An 18588-nucleotide genomic window follows, 5' to 3' on the forward strand; every position below is an offset into this window, starting at 1 on the left:
ACAGTCACTCATTGAATTTGTTGTACAAACGGTTTGCGACGAGCTGGAAGATCAAAATAAAGGTGCACAGCATCGCAATATCGATAAACGGGTTGAAGTGCGTATCTCCCAGATATGCAGCACGGATAAGATCATTCCCGTACGTAAGCGGGGAAAAGAACCCGGCAACCTGCCCGATGGAAGGGATGGACTCTAACGGGATGAAGACGCCGGATATGAATATCAGGGGAAGCCTGACCATGTTCAGCATGGACATGATATCCCCGGGGCTCTCTGTCGGGTATGCTGCAAACAGGGTTCCCATCGTCGCAAAGCAGAAGGAAGTCAGGACGATTCCGGATACAAGCGGAATGATGCTTATGGGAAAAGCCTCAAAGATGAGCAGGCCGGCAATGAGCGGGATGAATCCGATACAGATACTGTAGAAAAAACCACTCATGCTCTCGCCAAGCACTATTGCATGCAGGGAAACGGGTGCAGATACAAGCCGGTCAAATGTCTTCATCCGCCGTTCGATAGGGATTGATACCGGTTCGATAGACGATGATGAGAAGAGGATCGTGATCGCGATAAGCCCCGGGATCATGACAGATGGCTCCGCTGGTTTTCCAACGGCAAATGCAAGGAACATGAAAAGGGGGAAGAGTGCACCTGAGACGATGATATTTGGCTTGAAGTAATAGATCGCAATATCTTTTTTTGCAATTGCCCATGCGGCGTTAAGTTCCGCATAGAGCTGCCCGTGCAGGTGAGCCGGATCAGTCAACGGTGCTCACCCCTTTTGTCCTGATATCAAGTCCTGTCAGTTTGATGAAAACGTCTTCAAGGCTCGGGCCGTATGTGGTCATGCTTAGTACCCTGCAGTTATGGTCCTTTGCATACTCCATCATGGCTGCGATCACTTCGGCCGGGTCTTCCGTAAAAAGCCGGTACTTGTCCCCCTCTTTCCTGACTTCGCTTACCATCGGGATCTGTTTTAACTCATCCAACCGGCGGGGATCTGACGGATCGAATGCCACCTCGATCGACTGGGCGCTCTGGATTGTCTTTTTTAACCGTTCCGGAGAATCTATTGCGGCGATGCGCCCCCGGTTGATGATCGCAACACGATCACAGGTCAGGTTTGCCTCTTCAATATTATGGGTTGTAAGAAATACCGTGACCCCTTTTGCATTGAGATCGCGGATCACTTGCCGTATGATAAGGTTGCTCTGCACGTCAAGTCCGGATGTGGGCTCATCAAGAAACAGGAGCCGGGGATTGTTGATAAGCCCCATGGCAAGGGTGAGCCTGCGCTTCATCCCTTTTGAAAAGCCGTGGACTTTGTCATTTCGTCGCTCCCACAGCCCGAAGAGTTCGAGAAGTTCTTTTCCCCGGACTTCGCGCTCTTTTTTTGCCACGGTGTAGAGTTCGGCAGCAAACATCAGGTTCTGCCATGCGCTGAGATCATCGTAGATGTTCGATGTTTCGTGCACAATACCCATCTGTTTGCGGGCGGCGGTTGTCTCCTCTATGATGTCGTCTCCAAAAATTTTTGCAGTCCCTCCGGTGGGTTTGCTGATCCCGGTCAGGATGCGGATGGTTGTGGTCTTTCCCGCACCGTTAGGACCGAGAAAACCGAAAGTCTCACCCTCTGACACTGAAAAATTAACGTCGTCCAATGCGGTCAGGGTACCAAATTTTTTAAAAATATGGGCGACCTCGATCGCATGCATGGTACCATGGTACTACAGGTATTGGATTTAAAAGATACATTCCGGACTAATCCGGAGAAATATTTTATTAAAAGACCCGGGTGACAGGATACGGCCACCCGGTTTTGTGTTTTAAAAAGGCAATCAATAAGAAGACAATTATCTTCACACCCGGTATTGAGAATTCCGGAACCTGACCAGTTCATCGCAGAACTCTCCCAGGTATTCTTCCATAGAGAGGCTCCCCTCCTCAAAAACGCAGTCTTCTTCTTCGACTATCCTGTTGATCATGTCCCGGGTGGGAAGAATGAGGTCAATTGGCACCCCGGCTTCTTTTGATCCCCGGATAAGTGCCTCACGGAAGATGCCCAGGCAATACCCTATCCTGTACTTGTAGACATGCCGGGTCTTGTCAAGGTATGCCGCGACCCGCTCCGTTTCAATTCTGAGAAAATCCTCAAGGACTTGTTTGTCTTTGCATTTCCCGAGCATGTACCTGTAATGGGCAAACGGGTACATCTCTTCGAGTTCGGCAGGGACAATCCCGCAGGTCCCAAAGACCACAATATGGTACTGCGAAGGGTCAAAGACCTGCGAGATTACCATCCTGATGAGCTGGTGGCTGGGGCTCGCACTGTACGGTTTCCGGACCGCACAGGGCAAAAAGATCGCAATGTCGCGGGGTGTAACGTCATATTTGTCGATGATATACCGGTATGACTTTTCAAACTCCTTTAAGTAAAAAGGCGGACCTGTCAGGAAATCCTTCTGGCCGGTCTTTGACCCCGCCGGGTCCTCATTTTCACCCATGGATATGCATATCTGGTCGGTTCCAGAATAAAAGAAATAACCGTTCGTACCAGCCCCCAAAGGCTGGCGGGGCGTCATATGTCCCTTTGGTTCCGGGTGCTTGTCAATTATCCATTATCCCCGCCGTGAGCGGCAGAGCGATAACCCGGGCGCTGTACTTGGATGTTCGATCCGTCCGCACGCCCCTGTGTCCCCGTCAATATTCTGACCATCGCAATTCCAAAAAAAAAATTCAAAAAGATAATCGCAAACATAAAACAGAGTTTTCCTGTTACAAAGACGTGGAACAACGTCGGGGCAAAAATTGCCCGGAGCATCACGCTGCATTCCTGAAATTACACGCATCTGCCGGATTATTACCGTTCCTTAACCCGGATCAGTAATACGACAGTCCCGTGGAAATATTCCAAGATAAAAAAGAATCGGATGGCAGTCAGCGGTTTACCATCCACTCCCTCAGGCGAAGCCCGTTTACGACAAGGACAAAGCCCCCCAGCAGCGCAAGCACACCCACCACCTCGACCAGAAAAAAGGCCCCGGCAGCGGGCATTTCCATTACAAAAAACGCCAGTATAAAAGAAAGGATGCCGATAACAAGCCGGCTGAAAAATCCCTCAGGGACGGCAGCCCTGCCTTTTGCCACGCGGCTAATGAGGATAATGGCGCTCGCGCACGACCATACAGCAAGGGTGACAAGAATAAAGGTGCTCCAGATAAACGGGGGAAGGTACCATGATACCACGCCAATAGCGAATATGCAAAGACCCTGTCCGATCCCTTCGACCGGTACCAGCCCCTGGGATCGGATCCCAGAATATATTATTCCTGATCCAAGCCCAACGAGCGCAAGAGGTATTGCATAATGGACAATTCCTGAAAAAAATACCAGTGGGTCCAGCAGAATAAAAACTGCCACCGAAAGGCAGGAAAGCCCTATGAGGACCTGGCGTTGCCATGATACCTGCTGTTCCTCAAGAATCGTCCTGGTATTTTCGTCATTTTTGCTCCGGGCATGGTGGATGAGGGTGCTGCAGGTGTGCGCGATCATCAGCAGGAGGGGCGCATCGTCTATGAGGTGCATCAGGGGGTGTGCGGCCGGATCATAACGGTCGAGGTGCACCCGCCATTCAGTCTCCGTCTCATGCACATGGTACTGCCCTTTCCGGTAACTGGCAATTGTCCCGGGGGTTGGAATATTGAGCGAGGACCATTTCCAGCCGGCATCCAGTGGCTCAGTCACCGATTCCTTGTCTGCGACGACCTCCCAGACACCCTGGTGCAATGGCGCGAGAAGATCGTCAAGCCTGGTCATGAAACCCCCCTTAAAACATTAACAGGAATTTGTCCCGCATATATAAATGTGCCCTCATTTCCGCACGAATGGTACAGGAAATTTGAGCCAGAAATCGACCTGTAAAGCATATCTTGTACGACAACCCAGAGATTAGAAGAGAAGTGGCAGCATGGGCGACCTCTACGTGAACAGTGGCGAATCATTTATCCGGACAACCGGCAGGGTCAGTGTGAACCTTGCCCTGTACGACATGATACTCACCACCCGGCACCTGATCCTTGTTGACAACACGTATGCCCGGTTCGAACCGCAGATGATACCGATCCTGACCATATTGTCGGTGACTGCAGGAAAGGTTGCAACTGGCGAGCCGGTCATTACGCTATCTTTTACCGCGACAGGCAGCACCGGAAACCCCGCCCCGATGAACCTCCTCTTCACGCAAGAGCCCGGTGAAAAGAGGAAGCGGGAACGCGACGAGTGGATAAGACTACTCATCGACCATATCGTTTCGGCACGCCAGCAGACTGCCATTGCCACCGCGCCTGCTCACCAGGAACGGGAACGCCTGCCCAAAGGTGCAATCCCGCGCCCGATCGAACCCGCTTTCCCCCATAAAACCCCCGCCGGACCCGACCCGGTTCTATCAGAAATTGTCATCCTCCCCGATGAAGTCGAATCACCGCCCGTTGAAGTGGACATTCCCCTCTCATCACCTGCCAAAACCATTCCGGTTCATGAAGAGGTCCCGGACTCTGTGGAAGCGCAGGAACAAGCCCGGTCAAGAGAAATTCATGAGCCCGCGGCAGTAAAAGCGTCACCGGACTCCGGTAAGGAAAAGAGCAGAATCCCGATCCCGTCCGTTTCGGAAATTAAAGCGCCGCAGGAGCCTTCCGGAGGAGAGCAGGCATCACAGAGTTCTTTTGCCCTTGCCGTGCAGGCAGCAATAAAGTCCCTTGGCGCCCCCCATGGAAGAACTGTGTCCCGGGACACCGGAACCCCGCAGATTACGGTACCGGCAGAACCGGTCATCAGCTTAAAAGAAGAAACCGGGACCGGTGTCACGCCCGCATTGGCGATTGATGAACCCGGGGCAACGAGGCAACAACCCGATACAACAACAGAAACAGGAACGGTACAGCAGGTCCCCGCGCCTCCCCTGCCTCCCCCCGGGCCCCGGCCCGGGTGGCGCACGGCAATTGTGGTCGGTGCACTTGTCATCATTATTCTCGCTGTTGCTGGTGGAACGTTCCTCTTTGCAAAGGACAGGCCGGCAACAAGCGGGATCCCCCAAATACAGGTGGTGACTACGGCTCCTGCGCTTCCGGAAACACCTGCCCCGGTATTGATTCCCGGCAATGGCGTCTGGGTCCGTGTGCAGTACAACGGGAGTTTTATCGGGTATGTCGGCAACCCGGGGTCACTGCAGCACGTAGGTGGTTCCGGTGACCGGTTCTATTACATCCCGAAAAGCGACAGCCTTGTGCAGGCAACGTTCAAGAAGCAGGACAATTCAGGAAGCACTCTTGCCATCGGGATTTACCGGAACGGGGAGATGGTGTTCCATCGCTCAACAAGAGCCCCGGGAGGGGAGGTACAGTTTCTTATCGATCCGATGACCGGAAATCCCCCCGGTATCAATGCCACTTCTGCAATGAAGTGAATTGCTCCTGCGTTCGTGCCCGTTAATGTTTCGGGAAACCTTTGAGTACAAGGCTCTCCTTAATCTCGTCAAGGATGGCCGTGTCATCGATTGTCGCGGGCACATTATACGGCACACCGTCAGCGATCTTCCTGATGGTGCCCCGCAGGATCTTGCCAGACCTCGTCTTGGGTAACCTTTTTACGACAAGCACCTCCTTAAACGAGGCAATTGGGCCGATCCGCTCGCGCACCATCCTGACGAGCTCACGTTCGAGCTCATCGGGTTTGCGCTCCTTTCCCGCCTTGAGAACCACAAATCCGACCGGCACCTCCGCCTTGATCGGGTCGTGAACTCCGCTGACCGCACATTCCGCCACGTCGGGATGGGATGCGAGCACCTCCTCCATCGCGCCGGTCGAGAGCCGGTGACCGGCGACATTGATGATGTCGTCTGTCCTGCCCATGATCCAGAGATAGCCGTCCGCATCGATATATCCGGCATCGGCAGTGAAATAGAAGCCCTCGTAGATCGAGAAATACGTCCTGACAAAGTCCTCATCGGCACAAAAGAGCGTGGTCATGCATCCCGGGGGAAGCGGTGATTTTACCACGATGTTGCCCTGCTGCCCGGGCTCTGCCGGTTTCCCGTCCATGTCCATCACCCCGATATCATAACCCGGTACCGGTTTTGTGCAGGAACCGGGTTTTACCGGGAACAGCCCGAGCCCGGCACAGTTTGCCCCGATTGCCCAGCCGGTCTCAGTCTGCCACCAGTGATCGATGACCGGCACTTTCAGCTGCTGTTCTGCCCAGCGCAGTGTGTCGGGATCACACCGTTCACCGGCTAAAAAGAGCATCCGGAATTTCGAAAGGTCGTACTTTTTTACGTACTTCCCTTCGGGGTCTTCCCTGCGGATTGCCCGGAATGCTGTCGGTGCGCAGAAAAGAACGGAAACGTTGTGCTGTTCGATGACCCGCCAGAACGCACCCGGGTCAGGCGTGCCTATGGACTTGCCCTCGTAAAGGATTGTGGTGCAGCCATAGAACAGCGGGGCGTAGACGATATAGGAATGCCCCACAACCCAGCCGATATCTGACGCAGCCCAGTACACTTCGCCGGGCGACATCCCGTAGATCGCGCTCATGCTCCAGTTCAGGGCAACAAGGTGCCCGCCGTTATCACGGAGTACACCCTTGGGTTTTCCGGTGGTGCCGGAGGTGTACAGGATGTAGAGCGGATCGGTCGCAGCGACAGGAACGCACGGGTGAGGCTCCGAGTCCATGATCTCCGTCCATTCATGGTCCCTCCCTGCGATCAGGTCAACGCGCCCACGGGGGCGCTGGACGATGACGCAGGCATCGGGTTTATGGGTGCACATCCGGATTGCCTCATCAAGGAGCGGTTTGTAGGGGATGATCCGTTTTACCTCGATCCCGCAGGATGTTGAGATTATGATCTTTGGACGTGCATCTTCGATACGGGTGGCGAGCTCCCGCGATGCAAATCCCCCAAAGACGACCGAATGGATTGCACCGAGCCGGGCGCAGGCGAGCATCGCGATCACGGCCTCCGGGACCATGGGCATATATATGATGACCCGGTCGCCTTTCCGTAACCCGAGCCGCACGAGCCCCCCGGCACAACGGGCGACAAGGTCCCGGAGCTCGCGGTAGCTGTATTTTTTAACCGTTTTTGTCACCGGGCTGTCGTAGATAAGTGCGAGCTGGTCCGCCCGCCCGTTTTCGACATGGCGGTCAAGGGCGTTATAACAGGTGTTGACCACCCCGCCTTCAAACCACCGGTAGAATGGCGGGTTATCCGCGTTGAGCACCCGGTCCCATTTTCTTTCCCACCGGACTGCCTGTGCAGCTTCTCCCCAGAATTGTTCCGGCTCTTCGATCGATTGCCGGTAGACTTCATTATACCCTTTACCCATGGAACATGCTCTCCTCAACGCCTTCTTTTAACGAAGGATCGCAGGGCTCATAGATTTTTCTTTGTGTATCCGATACAGTGGGGGGAATCGCCCACCATCCGAAGGCAACGGCCCGGGGAATGCCCGGCACAGAGGCGGCGGAATACGAAAGCGGCATCAAACCGGTCAAAATACCACGGAAAACAAGGGTTTCTATATATACCTCAACAGTGCAATTTCCCATAACCGTATTCAGAAGGTCCAAAGCGTCAGGTCCGGTTTTTTTCACGGACATCTATACGCCGGAATCTCGTGCGGATGAGGGGGAAAATGCCAGGTATAAACAAGGAAACGGGATGTATCGAATCGGCAGTGATTGAAAATGCGCTTGTCATGATCATTGTCCTTCAACGGCACGGGGTTGTTACCGCATGGAACCATGCTGCCGAAAAGATTACCGGGTACACTTCCGATGAAGTGATCGGAAGTTCCGACGTATGGAAACTCCTCTACCCTGATACAAAATACCGCGGCGAGGTCACTAAAAAAATCACAAGCAATCTTGCAGCCCGCAATTATTTTGAAGACCTTGAAACGACGATACGCACAAAATCCGGTGAGAAGCGCATCATAAGGTGGAACACCAATGAGGTAACTGGAAAAGATGGTAAATACCAGATCGTCACCATCGGCCTTGACATCACCCGGACCAGGGAACTGGATGAATTCCGGGAGAGCATAATTGAAAATGCCAACGTCCTGATATCGGTCCTTGACCGGAAAGGCAATGTACTTGTCTGGAACCAGGCGGCAGAGAAAATTACGGGATATTCGCGGGACGAAGTGATCGGGAAGCGGGACATTTGGAAACAGCTGTATCCCGATCCTGATTACCGGCGCACAATCACGACATGGATCAGCAGTATTATCAAAGAACGCAGGGTTTTTGAAAATCTTGATACGACCATCACCACAAAAGCGGGCGAGAAGCGCATTATAAGGTGGAACACACGGGAGATAAATGCAGGTGCACAGGCCCGTGAGATCACGATAGGGCGGGACATCACCAGGCAGCGGGACCTTGACGCGTTCCAGGAGAGCGTGATCGAAAATGCAAACATCCTGATCACGGTTCTGGATGCACAGGGAAATGTCCTTGTCTGGAACAAGGCTGCGGAAGCAATTACCGGGTATACCAAAGGGGAAGTCATTAAAAAACGGGACATCTGGAAGCAGCTGTATCCCGATCCGGAATACCGGCAGGGTATTACCAGGCGGATAACAAAGATCATCAAAGAAGACCGGTACTTCGAGAACTTCGAAACCAAAATTGTCAATAAAAAGGGGATGGAAAGGATCCTCGCGTGGAATACACGGGAGATTGACGGTGGTACGCAGAAACGGGAGATCGCGATTGCACGGGACATCACCGAACAGCGCAAGGCAGAACAGGCCCTCGTTGCCTATATCGGGGAGATGGCGATGCGTCTGAAACAGCCTGTTGAGATCGTAAGGGAGAACCTCGAGGATACGGTGAAGATGATACGGGGAGGAAAACTCAGCGAGGAAGAGATCTGCATTATCCTTGAGACACAAATCAGGAACTCAAGCCAGATCCTGACCAATATTGTCGACTTCCAGCAGGCGATTGCTGAAAAAGACGAACAGATCCCAGAAGCGTACCGGAAGTTTCTGGAAGAGTGATGTAATGCCCGCACTGTTTGTCAAGGAAGAACTGGAAAAAAACAAAATATTTCTGGTCCTTACGTCTCCCGCAAAGATCCGCGAGCGAAACATCGAGATCATCCGCGATGTTTCATCCATGGGCTACCATACGCTGGTGATCACGACAAATTTCCCTTACAGTGTCCTTGCCAAGCTCTACAAAGAGCATGGTATTGACCCGGCACAGGTCTCCTTTGTTGATGCAGTAACCCGGAGTTCTTTGGGAAACGTTGAAAATATCCCCGGGGCAGTCCGGTATGTCAACAACCCGGCTAACCTGACAGACCTTGGCATTGCGGTCACCGAGATGTTAAAAGAATTGTCTACAAGGAACGTCTGCATCCTCTTTGATTCGGTCAGCACCATGCTCATATACCTTTCCTCACCCAATATCTCAAAATTCATACATTTTGTGACCAACAAACTCAGGCTATTGAATATATCAGGAATTTTCCTTGCAGCCGAGAAAGGGCTGGACCCCCAGCTCCTCAGCCAGCTCACGACATTTGTGGATAACATCCTTGATACCGGGTGACAGTAATTAACAGCATGAAACGTAATTAAATTTACAAAGAAATCGTTACATTTATCGGGTTGAGGTACATTGAGGTTTTTTATGAGTATTTCAGGATTTTTTTATCGCGTTTTGCCTTTTTTTTTATTTTTGCTGGTCTCAGTACAGGCTGTATCAGGATGGGATGTGCAGGGTCTGGTAATACAACCCGGCGATGGGCCGGTCTCCCCCGGGACCCCAATGACCGTTACATATAAGGTCCATATCGGGTCGTTTAACAGCCAGAGTACCCTTGACATGTATACCGAACTCTCAAATGCGACATGGGTTGTGACAAAAACCGATATTGTGGAAGATGTCCCTGCGGTTACCTCGCCTCTTGTTACAAAGAGCGGGTCGCGGGTCCGGATCGATGGCTGGACACTGAGTTACGTACGGAGACAGATTGAGCTCAATGTCCAGTTAAAAGGGACCGCTCCTGATGTGTTCCAGACACAGGATAAGACCATCATCAGGGTTCAGGAATGGGACTCCGGCGCCCAGCCCATTTCAGGTACAGGCATTAGCAAAAAATACCAGATATTTGTGCCAACACCGACCCCCGAAACCCCGCCCCCGACGCTGGTGCAGACGCAGGCAGAGGTTACCCCTGAGCAGACGACCACGGTGACATCTGCCACGCCGACACGAAAAGAGACCTACACCCCCGGGCCCGGGCCGGCGCTGGTGTGCGGGGTGCTGGCGCTTTTTGTCGTGTTCGTCGCAGTGAACAGGAAAAAATAAAGAAACCCGGTTTTAATTTTTTTATAGACTGGTGATTTGGCCGTTTTTATTGTAGAGCCGGATATCCCGGAATGGTTTTTCCGGCGTTTTTCCTATCGTCTGGTTTAAAGGCAACCGGTACCAAAAAGGATTAATTATGACATATCTCTCTCACGAGGTGCCGGAATGACTCCATTTTTATCCCGTTTTGCGGTCACCTGCTGGGTTCTTGCCGCGATAACCCTTCTCAGCAGCCCTGTCGGTGCAACACTGGTACTGTCGGATGCAGTTCTTTCTCCTGCAACAATCCCACTGGTACCGGCAATGGACCAGTGGGTGGACGCAAAAATTGCATTCATCCCGTCGGGCGCAACAACGTTTGTGAAGGGGCACTCGCTCCAGATGCAGACAGGGATGATGAATACCACATGGAATATGCAGGTCTATTTAGATGGAATTCCGGCAGCACAACAGTCTGCCGGAGGAAGCGCCATGTTTGTGAACGGCTACCTGCTGTCATACCCCACGGACCGCGACGTCTCAGTCTCGGTCAGCATCGTGGGCAGCGTCCCTGCTGATAATGCCGGCGCCACCATCACGCTGCTCATGGTGCAGGAACTCGACAACAGCGGCATGCCAGTCCCAGGAGGTGTAGTCACTATCAGCCAGCCGGTTGCTGCCCCTGCAGGTAATCCGGTAAATACAGTGCTCCCCGGGACCACCCCCCAACTCGAAAAAACTGCGCCTGTCCCCGTCCCCACACGGGCAGGAGGTTTTTGCCTGGTTGCGGGACTTATCGCGCTTATAAGTACTGCATTGTTCTTTGTTTCCGGTAAGAAAAGGGAAAAATAATTTTTTCCGGCTCCTGTTTTTTAAAGTGTCCGTGCGCACCCGCTAACGACTGCAGCCTCGCGGACGGCCTGTGCCACGGTTTTGACCACGTCCCGGTTCAGGACCCGGGGCAGGATCCGGTCTTTTCGCGGCCGTTTGACATAGTTGGCGATCGCATGGGCTGCCGCCACTTTCATCTCGTCCGAAATCCGTGTGGCGCAGACATCAAGCGCCCCCCTGAATATACCGGGGAATGCAAGGGCATAGTTGATCTGGTTGGGGAATTCACCCCTTCCTGTCCCGACAACCGCCGCACCCGCGAGCAGGGCGTCATGGGGGTGGATCTCAGGTGACGGGTTGGCAAGCGCAAAGATGACCGGGTCGGTGTTCATGGCCCGGACCATCTTTGGCGTGATGATATCGGGCACCGAGACGCCGATGCATACGTCCGCGCCTTCCATTGCATCGGCAAGCGAGCCTTTCCGCCCGTCCTTGTTCGTCTCCTCTGCCATGATGAACTTGTACTTGTTGCCATAGAGCCCCTCGCGGTGCCGGTGTATGATCCCCCGGCTGTCGCAGACGATGATATCGTTGACACGCGGGAAAAGGTCCGGGTTGTACCCGATCCCCGCGAGCATCCGGATGATTGCAAACCCTGCCGCCCCGGAGCCGCTGATTACAATATTTAAGTCCTCGAACCGTTTTTTTGTCACCTTGCATGCGTTCATGAGCGCTGCAAGCACCACAATGGCAGTGCCGTGCTGGTCATCATGCATCACCGGAATGCCGATTCCCTGGAGGGCCTCCTCGAGCTCGAAGCACTTGGGCGCTGCAATATCTTCGAGCGCGATCCCGCCAAAGACCGGTGCGATATTCTTGATCTCGTCTGCAAATTCCGTGTGGTAACTCTCAAAACAGATCGGGAACGCATCGATATCGGCAAGTTTTTTGAAAAGCAGGGCTTTGCCCTCCATGACCGGGATTGCGGCATACCCCCCGATATTTCCAAGTGATAAGACGCGGGAGCCGTCGGTGACGATGGCGATTGTATTTGCCTTCAGGGTATACCGGTAGGCAAGGTTCCTGTCCTGGTGTATCGCCTTGCAGACCGCGCCTACTCCGGGGGTATAGGCAAGTGAAAGATCGCGGCGGCTGACCAGGGGCACCTTGGAGTGGACCTCAATCTTCCCGTGGAATTTTTCATGAAGTTTGAGGGATCCGGTAAAAAGATCTCTCTGGTTTTGCCCGCGCTTCATGCCCCCTTCCTCATTTCTATTGAACGTAATTGAAAGCCATGAATCTTGTTGTTGTGAGATAGCATCACACCAAAATCACAAGAAATCTGGGCGCGGCCATCGTTGCGTTCGCATGAGCCAACAGATGTTTTTAAACATAAACTATGTCTTATTTAAAACGCCAAGTACAGAACGATCATCTGTGGCAGGACGGGACGAAAGGGGAACGGGCGCAGCGCTCATGGAGGAGGTCCCGGAGGATGCTGCACATATCCATGCAATCTCCCTGCAACTCAAAGAAGCGCAGAGCCGGGGCGAACTCGGGGTGGTCATCGCCCGCGAGGTGCTGAGGTATTCCCTCTTTGAGCTGCAGGTAATTGGCGGGCGCCTGAACAACGAGATTGCCCGGCTGCCCTCCCCCTACCGCGAACGGATCCGGCCGTATTTCCTTGACCAGATCTTCGGGACGCACCACCGGATCCTCGCGCTGTTCCGGAACGGCGGCCTTGACCGGCTGAAAGGGCCGATAGAGGACCGGCCGGCCTTTTGCGCATTCTGCGACATGCTGCCTGCAGGGTGTTTTGTCAAGGACGACCGGTCGGAAATATACCCTCATTTTGTACATCCACGGAACCGTCTCTTCTATTACCTCATCGCGGCGTTTGCAATGTTTGTCCTAAATGAGCCCGGCCACCCGGTCGGGATGCCGTTTCCGGGCGGGTTTACCGTGGAAAAACGGGGCAGCGAATACTACTGCCTGATCCGTGACAAAGAAAAGGAAGTCCCGCATTCGATCTGCAACTTCTGCCCGGCAAAGCAGAGCGAGGAAAATTAGGTTTAATGACCATGGACGGGCGCGGTCAGGCCCTCGTCCTGAACATCTCATCGATCCATGCAACGATCTCGTTTCGTACACTGCGGTACCCGGCAAGCACTTCCATATCATTACCGGGGGTCAGATGGGGATCAAAAAATCCCTGGTGGATCGTTGTCCCGGCATTGGGAATGACCGGGCAGATCCGGTGAGCGTTGTCGCAGAGGGTTACCGCGATATCAAATTCCATCCCTGAGACTTCATCAAGAGTCTTTGAATGCTGATGGCTGATGTCGATCCCGATCTCGCGCATGACATCGATCGCACGGGCGCTGACCCGTGCTTTTTTTGTGCCTGCGGAATATACCTCATACCTGTCACCATACTTTGCCTGCAGGTAGCCCTCCGCCATCTGGGAACGGGCGGCGTTTGCCGTACAGATAAAAAGGACCCGGGTTTTCTTTGTCATATGGAACAATCTCCCTTAGTATCTTATTCTCTGTACCAGTCTTTCTGGATATATTCCCATGCTGTCATGAGATCCCGGTTCAGGTTTAAGCAAACCAGCCTCTTGTTCTCAGGCAAATCTTTACCAGCAGGAGCATCGTGGGCACTTCGATCAGCACGCCTACCACTGTCGCAAGGGCAGCCCCGGATGAAAGCCCGAACAGGATTGTTGCGGTCGCGATCGCCACCTCGAAATGGTTCGACGCCCCGATCATCGCGGAGGGCGCTGCATCCTCATAAGTGAGATGAATTCTCTTTGCAAGGACGTAACCCAGTGTGAATATGAGCACGGTCTGGATAAAGAGGGGGATCGCGATCCAGAGGATTGTGAGCGGTTGCGTGAGTATTACCTCTCCCTTGAAGCTGAAGAGGAGGACGAGCGTGACCAGGAGTGCCGTGATGGTGACGGGCGTGAGATAGTGGACAAACTTTTTGTTGAACCATTCCTCACCTTTCGCCCCTATGACCAGTTTTCTCGAGAGGTATCCCGCCACAAGCGGGAAGGCGACATAGATCGCGATGGAAAGGGCGAGTGCCTCCCACGGGACGGGGAGCTGGCCCACTCCGAGCAGGAATCCACCAAGCGGGCCGTAGAGGAAGAGCATGGAAAGCGAGTTGATCGCCACCATCACAAGGGTATGCCCGTCGTTTCCCTTTGCAAGGTATCCCCAGACAAGCACCATGGCGGTGCACGGCGCAATCCCAAGGAGGATGCACCCGGCAAGGTAACTCCGCCAGAGAGGGACTTCCAGCATCTTTACTCCTCCTTCCATCACCACTGTCCCGACACCGTACGTGGCACCGACGGGGAGGTCGAGCGAAAACGGCATCTTTACCAGATCAACCGCGTCCGGGCCGATGAATGCAAGAAAGAGGGTCCCGAGGAAAAAAAGTGCGATCGCGTACATGGTGAAGGGCTTTATCGCCCAGTTGACAAGGAGGGTGAGGCTGACGGGTTTGATGTTTTTACCTGCTTTGAGGACCTCGGCAAAATCGATCTTCACCATGATGGGGTACATCATGAAAAACAGGCAGACCGCAATCGGGATCGAGACGACCGGCGCTTCTCCGATAAAGACGGAGAGGCTGTCGAGGTACTTTGCGGTCTCCGGTGCAAACCGCCCAAGCAGGATGCCAATGCCGATGCAGAGGGCTACCCATACGGTCAGGTACTTCTCGAAGAAACCCAGCCCTTTTGGCTCTTTGGCTCCATTGGATTCAGGCATCATTCTTCCTCCCTCGACACTGATTCCTTTTTTCCTCTCTCCCGTTTGGGTCACAGAATTCTTTCAAGGATTGCAGCTGCGTCCCGCACGAATTCCGGGCACCGGGTTACAAACAGCCCGGTGTCACGTGCCGTTGCAAATTCTTCCGGTCTGCTTAAGTTATACCCGAGTAGTTCCGTGCAGTTGACCGAACCGTGGCGGTTTGCAAACTCCTGCATGAACTGCCGGGTGAGCGCCCGTGTCTTCTCGGTTGCCGCATCGTCGCCCTGATTTACCTTACCGTACCTGAGCCCGATCACCATGATCGCCCCCGACACCGCCCCGCAGATATTGCCGGTCTTTGAAATCCCCGCACCGAATCCGCAGGCGATCTTCTTTGCAGTATCAGGATCAAGGTCCAGGTCTCTTGAAAAGGCGGATACTACTGCTGCGGAGCAGGTGAATCCACTCATGAAACCGGCCAGAGCATCATCGGATTTTGCCATGGTATTTCTCATTTTGATATTATTGTCCCGCCCCTTATCATATTCACTTTGAGGATCGTCAGTTAACTGCTGCTTTTTTTTAGCCCGTCACTGTACTCATTCATCAGGGCATCCCCGTTCTTTCGGGGAGGCACAGCAGGTGCCGTCTTCCCCGCCGCAGCTGCACTCCGTGTCCATATCCTTTCCCCGGAGGGCTGCGCCGATCATTGCCCATGCGCACCCGACACCGCTCTGGACCTCAATTGCCTGTACCGGGCAGTTGAGGGCGCAGGCGCCGCATTCCATGCATGCGGATGGTCTGGCAAGTACTGCCGTATCCGCGCCCTCCTCAAAGACCCCGTGGGGGCAGACCTGCGTGCAGCGTTTGCAGTTGATGCACCGTTCGGGATAGTACCGGAGCGTGTTTTCGGTGTATGAATCGAAGAGTCCCGATGGACTCTTCTCCCCACCGGGGTTCTGGTAACCCGCTCTGAAATCGAAGGTCGGCCGATGCACCCCTTCTCTTCCTCGAACATCGCTACGCTCAGTTCTTCGGAAGTTGAACATTACAGCACCCCGGGCATCCGGCTTATTCCAAGAATTATTCCGGCAATGATTCCAAGGACGGCCATCACGGCCATGGCCGGCACATACCGGAAGATCTCCTTTTTTACACCGGTCCGGGACGTGAAAGTCGTGCATCCGGTAAAATTGAGTGCAAGGTACGCGGTCACTGGGGGCATAACCAGCAGCGGTGTTGCCGCTGCCAGTGCGTTTGCCCAGAACGGCAGTGCAGGAGCGGTCCCGAAGGAAACTGCAAAGGGGATGGCAACGACACCGCCAAGGATCAGCCCTTTAGTTGAAAAGTCCTGTGTCGGGATATATGGCAGGAGTGCGGGGAAGAGCACTGTCCCTGCAAGGACTGCGGATACTGCTGCAAAAGCAGCGACCGGTCCGGCGACAAACCAGAGGAACACTGCCGCAACAACCGTCGGGAGCGCTGCATGGGCAAATTCCACCGGTGTTAAGACAATCCTGTCCCTGAACGGAAACTGCACCCGGCGCATTGCCGGCGTCGCCGTATGCGTTTTCAGGTACTCCGAAAGATCCCTTGCCCGGACCGGGCCGTACTCGACAAGGAATTTTGATCTCCGCATCACTTCCGGCCACGAGATCCCCGGTGCCCCGAGCTGGGGGACGATGATCTTCCGGTGGCTGACCACAGATGCGAGACCTGCAGACTGGATCCGGCTGACAAGCTCATCGGTCCCGAACGTCCCCTTGCCGGCAGCGCACCAGACATTGATCCCTTTTGTGTCAAGTACAAGGATCCACGCATCAACTCCGGCAAGTGCAGACCGGAGGGCATCGAAACTTAGCGTGTAGTTTGCCGATGCAAAGACCGGGGACTCCGGTGACGGGGTCCCGAGCCGGTACAGGCCGGGCTCCACCCGGCGACTCTCCCGCTTCCAGCCCAGACGGGCAAGGAAATGGTCGAGCCGGTTGGCGAAGCTGATGGTGCTGTATGCGGAGCGGATCGGGGACATGTCTCCTGCAGAAGTGGGCGGGCAGCATAGGGATGGTTCCGTTTGCGGCGTGCAGGAGCAGCAACCCGATGGAGGGGTGTTTTTGGTTCCGGCGTTTGGTTCTTTTCCGTCAATTCCTGTCATAGTGTATCCCGGTCCCCAGTTCCTGTCTTTTTATCAACCGACAAAGGATCCATAGATCAGCCCGGCGAGTGTGCAGAAGAACACGATCAGGAGTACATACGCAATGGTCTGCCTCGTGCCCATGAACTTCCGGACGACAAGGATACTCGGCAGGGAGATGACCGGATCGGCAAGGACATACGCAAGAAGCGGGCCCTTTGCCATGCCCAAATCCAGGAACATCTTCGCCATGGGCACCTCCACGAGCGTCGGGAAGTACATGAACGTCCCGAAGAGCACCGCGATTAAGTTTGCGGACACGGTATTCGACCCAAGGTATGTACCGAGAATTCCTTCCGGCAGGAGCGCACTGATTATCCCTGCGGCAAAGATCCCGATAAAGAGGAGGGGGAATATCGTTCGCATGAACGACCAGGTCTCTTCAAGCCAGGCACGCTGCTCATCCCGGGTAAACCACCTCCGCGCCTCGATAACAATGACGAGGATAAGCACAGGGAGCACGAGGAACCGGAGAGGTATCCCTGCCAGTCTGTTCTCCAGAAAGATACTCCAGGTGCCGACAAAGAGGATTGCAACAAGGGTTCCGATGAACAGGATTACATCTCTCTGGCCCGTTGCTGCATCCGGTTCCGTAGTGGGAGCACAGGCACATGCAATAGGAACTGCTGCTGCCGCAGGCGTCGTATCTGCAAAGAGCTTTGAGATGATGAGGCCGATGATGATCGCAAACGTGACCGAGAGAACGATACGGGCGATTGCAAAATCCGCTCCGATCACGCTCCACGTGAACGCGATCGCAAGGATATTGGTGGCCGGGGCTGTGTAGAGAAAAGCAATTGCCGGCCCGATCCCCGCACCTTTCTTCTTGATCCCGGCAAAGAGGGGAAGGATCGTGCAGGAGCAGACGGCAAGGAGAAGGCCGGAGACAACGGCGACCGGGTAAGCCTTGTACAGCGGGGTCTTCTCACCAAGATACTTCGTGATCGCCTCTTTGCGGAGGAGTGCATTCATCGCACCCGCAATAAAGAATGCCGGGACAAGGCAGGTGAGCACGTGCGCCGAGAGGTAGTCGGCAAGCGCAGTTACGCCCCCAAGCAGCCCTTTCAGCACCAGGTCTTCGTACATTTACGTCTCACCCCCGTTCTCCATGACCGCGCATACTACCTGCTCAATCTCATCCAGCCGCACTTCAGCCATTCCGTTCTTCCCGATACCAAGTCCGGTAGCTATGATGTGGACATGGGGTGATAGACCCGCAGCAGCAAGTCTCCTGTTCGCGCAGCAGTCGGTGCATCCGTCAAGGACGATCACGCGGTCCGCATCGATAACTCCGCTCTCCAGTGTCGCAGCGGGCTGCCTGGCATGCATCCAGATATACTGCCCCGGCCTGCGCTGGAGCAGGGTGAGGGCGGCCTGGGTGGTGAGTCTGCCGGTATTCGAGAGACCGGAGCAGGTGACGAGCGCAGAGGTCATTTTTTTATA

The 18588-nt window shown here is 54.2% G+C and carries 20 protein-coding genes; 6 read left to right on the plus strand and 14 right to left on the minus strand.

Annotation, left to right across the window (positions count from 1 at the left end; translation table 11 throughout):
* Positions 1 to 4: 4 nt before the first annotated feature.
* From OS112_01140 to OS112_01155, 4 genes are all read right to left on the minus strand, one after another.
* Positions 5 to 766 (minus strand): ABC transporter permease, encoded by a 762-nt coding sequence (locus tag OS112_01140; protein WAC05260.1) that lies wholly within the window; start codon positions 764 to 766, stop codon positions 5 to 7.
* Complete coding sequence (locus tag OS112_01145) at positions 759 to 1715, minus strand: ATP-binding cassette domain-containing protein (GenBank protein WAC05261.1); 957 nt, start codon at positions 1713 to 1715, stop codon at positions 759 to 761. Before OS112_01145 ends, OS112_01140 begins: the two co-directional genes overlap by 8 nt.
* 144 nt (positions 1716 to 1859) lie before the next feature.
* Positions 1860 to 2504: a DUF5591 domain-containing protein gene (locus OS112_01150; protein WAC05262.1), complete on the minus strand. Its 645-nt coding sequence runs from the start codon at positions 2502 to 2504 to the stop codon at positions 1860 to 1862.
* A gap of 433 nt (positions 2505 to 2937) precedes the next feature.
* A complete protein-coding gene (locus OS112_01155) occupies positions 2938 to 3816 on the minus strand; it encodes a hypothetical protein (protein WAC05263.1) in 879 nt (292 codons plus the stop codon).
* 151 nt (positions 3817 to 3967) lie between these two features.
* Here OS112_01155 and OS112_01160 point away from each other — a divergent pair, with 151 nt between their 5' ends.
* Complete coding sequence (locus tag OS112_01160; protein WAC05264.1) at positions 3968 to 5461, plus strand: hypothetical protein; 1494 nt, start codon at positions 3968 to 3970, stop codon at positions 5459 to 5461.
* Between the two features lie 22 nt (positions 5462 to 5483).
* On the opposite strand, the gene OS112_01165 is transcribed toward OS112_01160, so the two are convergent.
* Positions 5484 to 7379 carry a propionyl-CoA synthetase gene (locus tag OS112_01165; protein ID WAC05265.1) on the minus strand — a complete coding sequence of 632 codons (1896 nt, stop codon included), beginning with the start codon at positions 7377 to 7379 and terminating at the stop codon, positions 5484 to 5486.
* Entirely contained in the window at positions 7372 to 7653 is a 282-nt protein-coding gene (locus OS112_01170; protein ID WAC05266.1) for a hypothetical protein, read from the minus strand. Before OS112_01170 ends, OS112_01165 begins: the two co-directional genes overlap by 8 nt.
* A 35-nt stretch (positions 7654 to 7688) precedes the next feature.
* Between OS112_01170 and OS112_01175 the strand changes: the two genes are divergently transcribed.
* The 4 genes from OS112_01175 (at position 7689) to OS112_01190 (ending at position 11211) form a co-directional block, all read left to right on the plus strand.
* The gene (locus tag OS112_01175) at positions 7689 to 9062 is read left to right on the plus strand and encodes a PAS domain S-box protein (GenBank protein ID WAC05267.1); all 1374 of its coding nucleotides are present in this window, start codon (positions 7689 to 7691) and stop codon (positions 9060 to 9062) included.
* A 4-nt stretch (positions 9063 to 9066) separates the two neighbouring features.
* Positions 9067 to 9618, plus strand: a complete 552-nt coding sequence (locus tag OS112_01180) for a hypothetical protein (GenBank protein ID WAC05268.1) — start codon at positions 9067 to 9069, stop codon at positions 9616 to 9618.
* A gap of 219 nt (positions 9619 to 9837) precedes the next feature.
* Positions 9838 to 10380: a hypothetical protein gene (locus OS112_01185; protein ID WAC05269.1), complete on the plus strand. Its 543-nt coding sequence runs from the start codon at positions 9838 to 9840 to the stop codon at positions 10378 to 10380.
* Between the two features lie 165 nt (positions 10381 to 10545).
* Positions 10546 to 11211 (plus strand): hypothetical protein, encoded by a 666-nt coding sequence (locus OS112_01190; protein WAC05270.1) that lies wholly within the window; start codon positions 10546 to 10548, stop codon positions 11209 to 11211.
* Between the two features lie 20 nt (positions 11212 to 11231).
* On the opposite strand, the gene OS112_01195 is transcribed toward OS112_01190, so the two are convergent.
* Positions 11232 to 12446 (minus strand): NADP-dependent malic enzyme, encoded by a 1215-nt coding sequence (locus tag OS112_01195; GenBank protein WAC05271.1) that lies wholly within the window; start codon positions 12444 to 12446, stop codon positions 11232 to 11234.
* Between the two features lie 181 nt (positions 12447 to 12627).
* Here OS112_01195 and OS112_01200 point away from each other — a divergent pair, with 181 nt between their 5' ends.
* Entirely contained in the window at positions 12628 to 13260 is a 633-nt protein-coding gene (locus OS112_01200; GenBank protein ID WAC05272.1) for a DUF2115 domain-containing protein, read from the plus strand.
* 25 nt (positions 13261 to 13285) lie between these two features.
* Here the strand turns inward: OS112_01200 and OS112_01205 are convergent, their stop codons facing one another.
* From OS112_01205 to OS112_01235, 7 genes are all read right to left on the minus strand, one after another.
* Positions 13286 to 13708: an arsenate reductase ArsC gene (locus tag OS112_01205; protein WAC05273.1), complete on the minus strand. Its 423-nt coding sequence runs from the start codon at positions 13706 to 13708 to the stop codon at positions 13286 to 13288.
* 85 nt (positions 13709 to 13793) lie between these two features.
* Positions 13794 to 14975 carry an ACR3 family arsenite efflux transporter gene (arsB, locus tag OS112_01210; protein WAC05274.1) on the minus strand — a complete coding sequence of 394 codons (1182 nt, stop codon included), beginning with the start codon at positions 14973 to 14975 and terminating at the stop codon, positions 13794 to 13796.
* 47 nt (positions 14976 to 15022) lie between these two features.
* A complete protein-coding gene (locus OS112_01215; GenBank protein WAC05275.1) occupies positions 15023 to 15457 on the minus strand; it encodes a C-GCAxxG-C-C family protein in 435 nt (144 codons plus the stop codon).
* A gap of 96 nt (positions 15458 to 15553) precedes the next feature.
* Positions 15554 to 16003, minus strand: coding sequence for a mercury methylation ferredoxin HgcB (gene hgcB / locus OS112_01220; protein WAC05276.1), 450 nt, complete (start codon positions 16001 to 16003; stop codon positions 15554 to 15556).
* The gene (gene hgcA, locus OS112_01225; GenBank protein WAC05277.1) at positions 16003 to 16983 is read right to left on the minus strand and encodes a mercury methylation corrinoid protein HgcA; all 981 of its coding nucleotides are present in this window, start codon (positions 16981 to 16983) and stop codon (positions 16003 to 16005) included. Before hgcA ends, hgcB begins: the two co-directional genes overlap by 1 nt.
* A gap of 156 nt (positions 16984 to 17139) precedes the next feature.
* On the minus strand, positions 17140 to 18231 hold the full coding sequence (locus OS112_01230; GenBank protein ID WAC05278.1) for a permease: 1092 nt from the start codon (positions 18229 to 18231) through the stop codon (positions 17140 to 17142).
* Positions 18232 to 18579, minus strand: coding sequence for a putative zinc-binding protein (locus OS112_01235; protein WAC05279.1), 348 nt, complete (start codon positions 18577 to 18579; stop codon positions 18232 to 18234).
* Positions 18580 to 18588: the final 9 nt, after the last annotated feature.

The organism is Methanoregula sp. (assembly GCA_026625165.1).
Classification (GTDB): Archaea; Halobacteriota; Methanomicrobia; order Methanomicrobiales; family Methanospirillaceae; genus MVRE01.

Coding starts and splice junctions, on each gene's coding strand:
- OS112_01145 (WAC05261.1), bottom strand. CDS start 1,715: ATGCATGCGATCGAGGTCGCCCATATTTTTAAAAAATTTGGTACCCTG.
- OS112_01150 (WAC05262.1), bottom strand. CDS start 2,504: ATGGGTGAAAATGAGGACCCGGCGGGGTCAAAGACCGGCCAGAAGGAT.
- OS112_01155 (WAC05263.1), bottom strand. CDS start 3,816: ATGACCAGGCTTGACGATCTTCTCGCGCCATTGCACCAGGGTGTCTGG.
- OS112_01160 (WAC05264.1), top strand. CDS start 3,968: ATGGGCGACCTCTACGTGAACAGTGGCGAATCATTTATCCGGACAACC.
- OS112_01165 (WAC05265.1), bottom strand. CDS start 7,379: ATGGGTAAAGGGTATAATGAAGTCTACCGGCAATCGATCGAAGAGCCG.
- OS112_01170 (WAC05266.1), bottom strand. CDS start 7,653: ATGTCCGTGAAAAAAACCGGACCTGACGCTTTGGACCTTCTGAATACG.
- OS112_01175 (WAC05267.1), top strand. CDS start 7,689: ATGCCAGGTATAAACAAGGAAACGGGATGTATCGAATCGGCAGTGATT.
- OS112_01180 (WAC05268.1), top strand. CDS start 9,067: ATGCCCGCACTGTTTGTCAAGGAAGAACTGGAAAAAAACAAAATATTT.
- OS112_01185 (WAC05269.1), top strand. CDS start 9,838: ATGACCGTTACATATAAGGTCCATATCGGGTCGTTTAACAGCCAGAGT.
- OS112_01190 (WAC05270.1), top strand. CDS start 10,546: ATGACTCCATTTTTATCCCGTTTTGCGGTCACCTGCTGGGTTCTTGCC.
- OS112_01195 (WAC05271.1), bottom strand. CDS start 12,446: ATGAAGCGCGGGCAAAACCAGAGAGATCTTTTTACCGGATCCCTCAAA.
- OS112_01205 (WAC05273.1), bottom strand. CDS start 13,708: ATGACAAAGAAAACCCGGGTCCTTTTTATCTGTACGGCAAACGCCGCC.
- arsB (WAC05274.1), bottom strand. CDS start 14,975: ATGATGCCTGAATCCAATGGAGCCAAAGAGCCAAAAGGGCTGGGTTTC.
- OS112_01215 (WAC05275.1), bottom strand. CDS start 15,457: ATGGCAAAATCCGATGATGCTCTGGCCGGTTTCATGAGTGGATTCACC.
- hgcB (WAC05276.1), bottom strand. CDS start 16,003: ATGTTCAACTTCCGAAGAACTGAGCGTAGCGATGTTCGAGGAAGAGAA.
- hgcA (WAC05277.1), bottom strand. CDS start 16,983: ATGTCCCCGATCCGCTCCGCATACAGCACCATCAGCTTCGCCAACCGG.
- OS112_01230 (WAC05278.1), bottom strand. CDS start 18,231: ATGTACGAAGACCTGGTGCTGAAAGGGCTGCTTGGGGGCGTAACTGCG.
- OS112_01235 (WAC05279.1), bottom strand. CDS start 18,579: ATGACCTCTGCGCTCGTCACCTGCTCCGGTCTCTCGAATACCGGCAGA.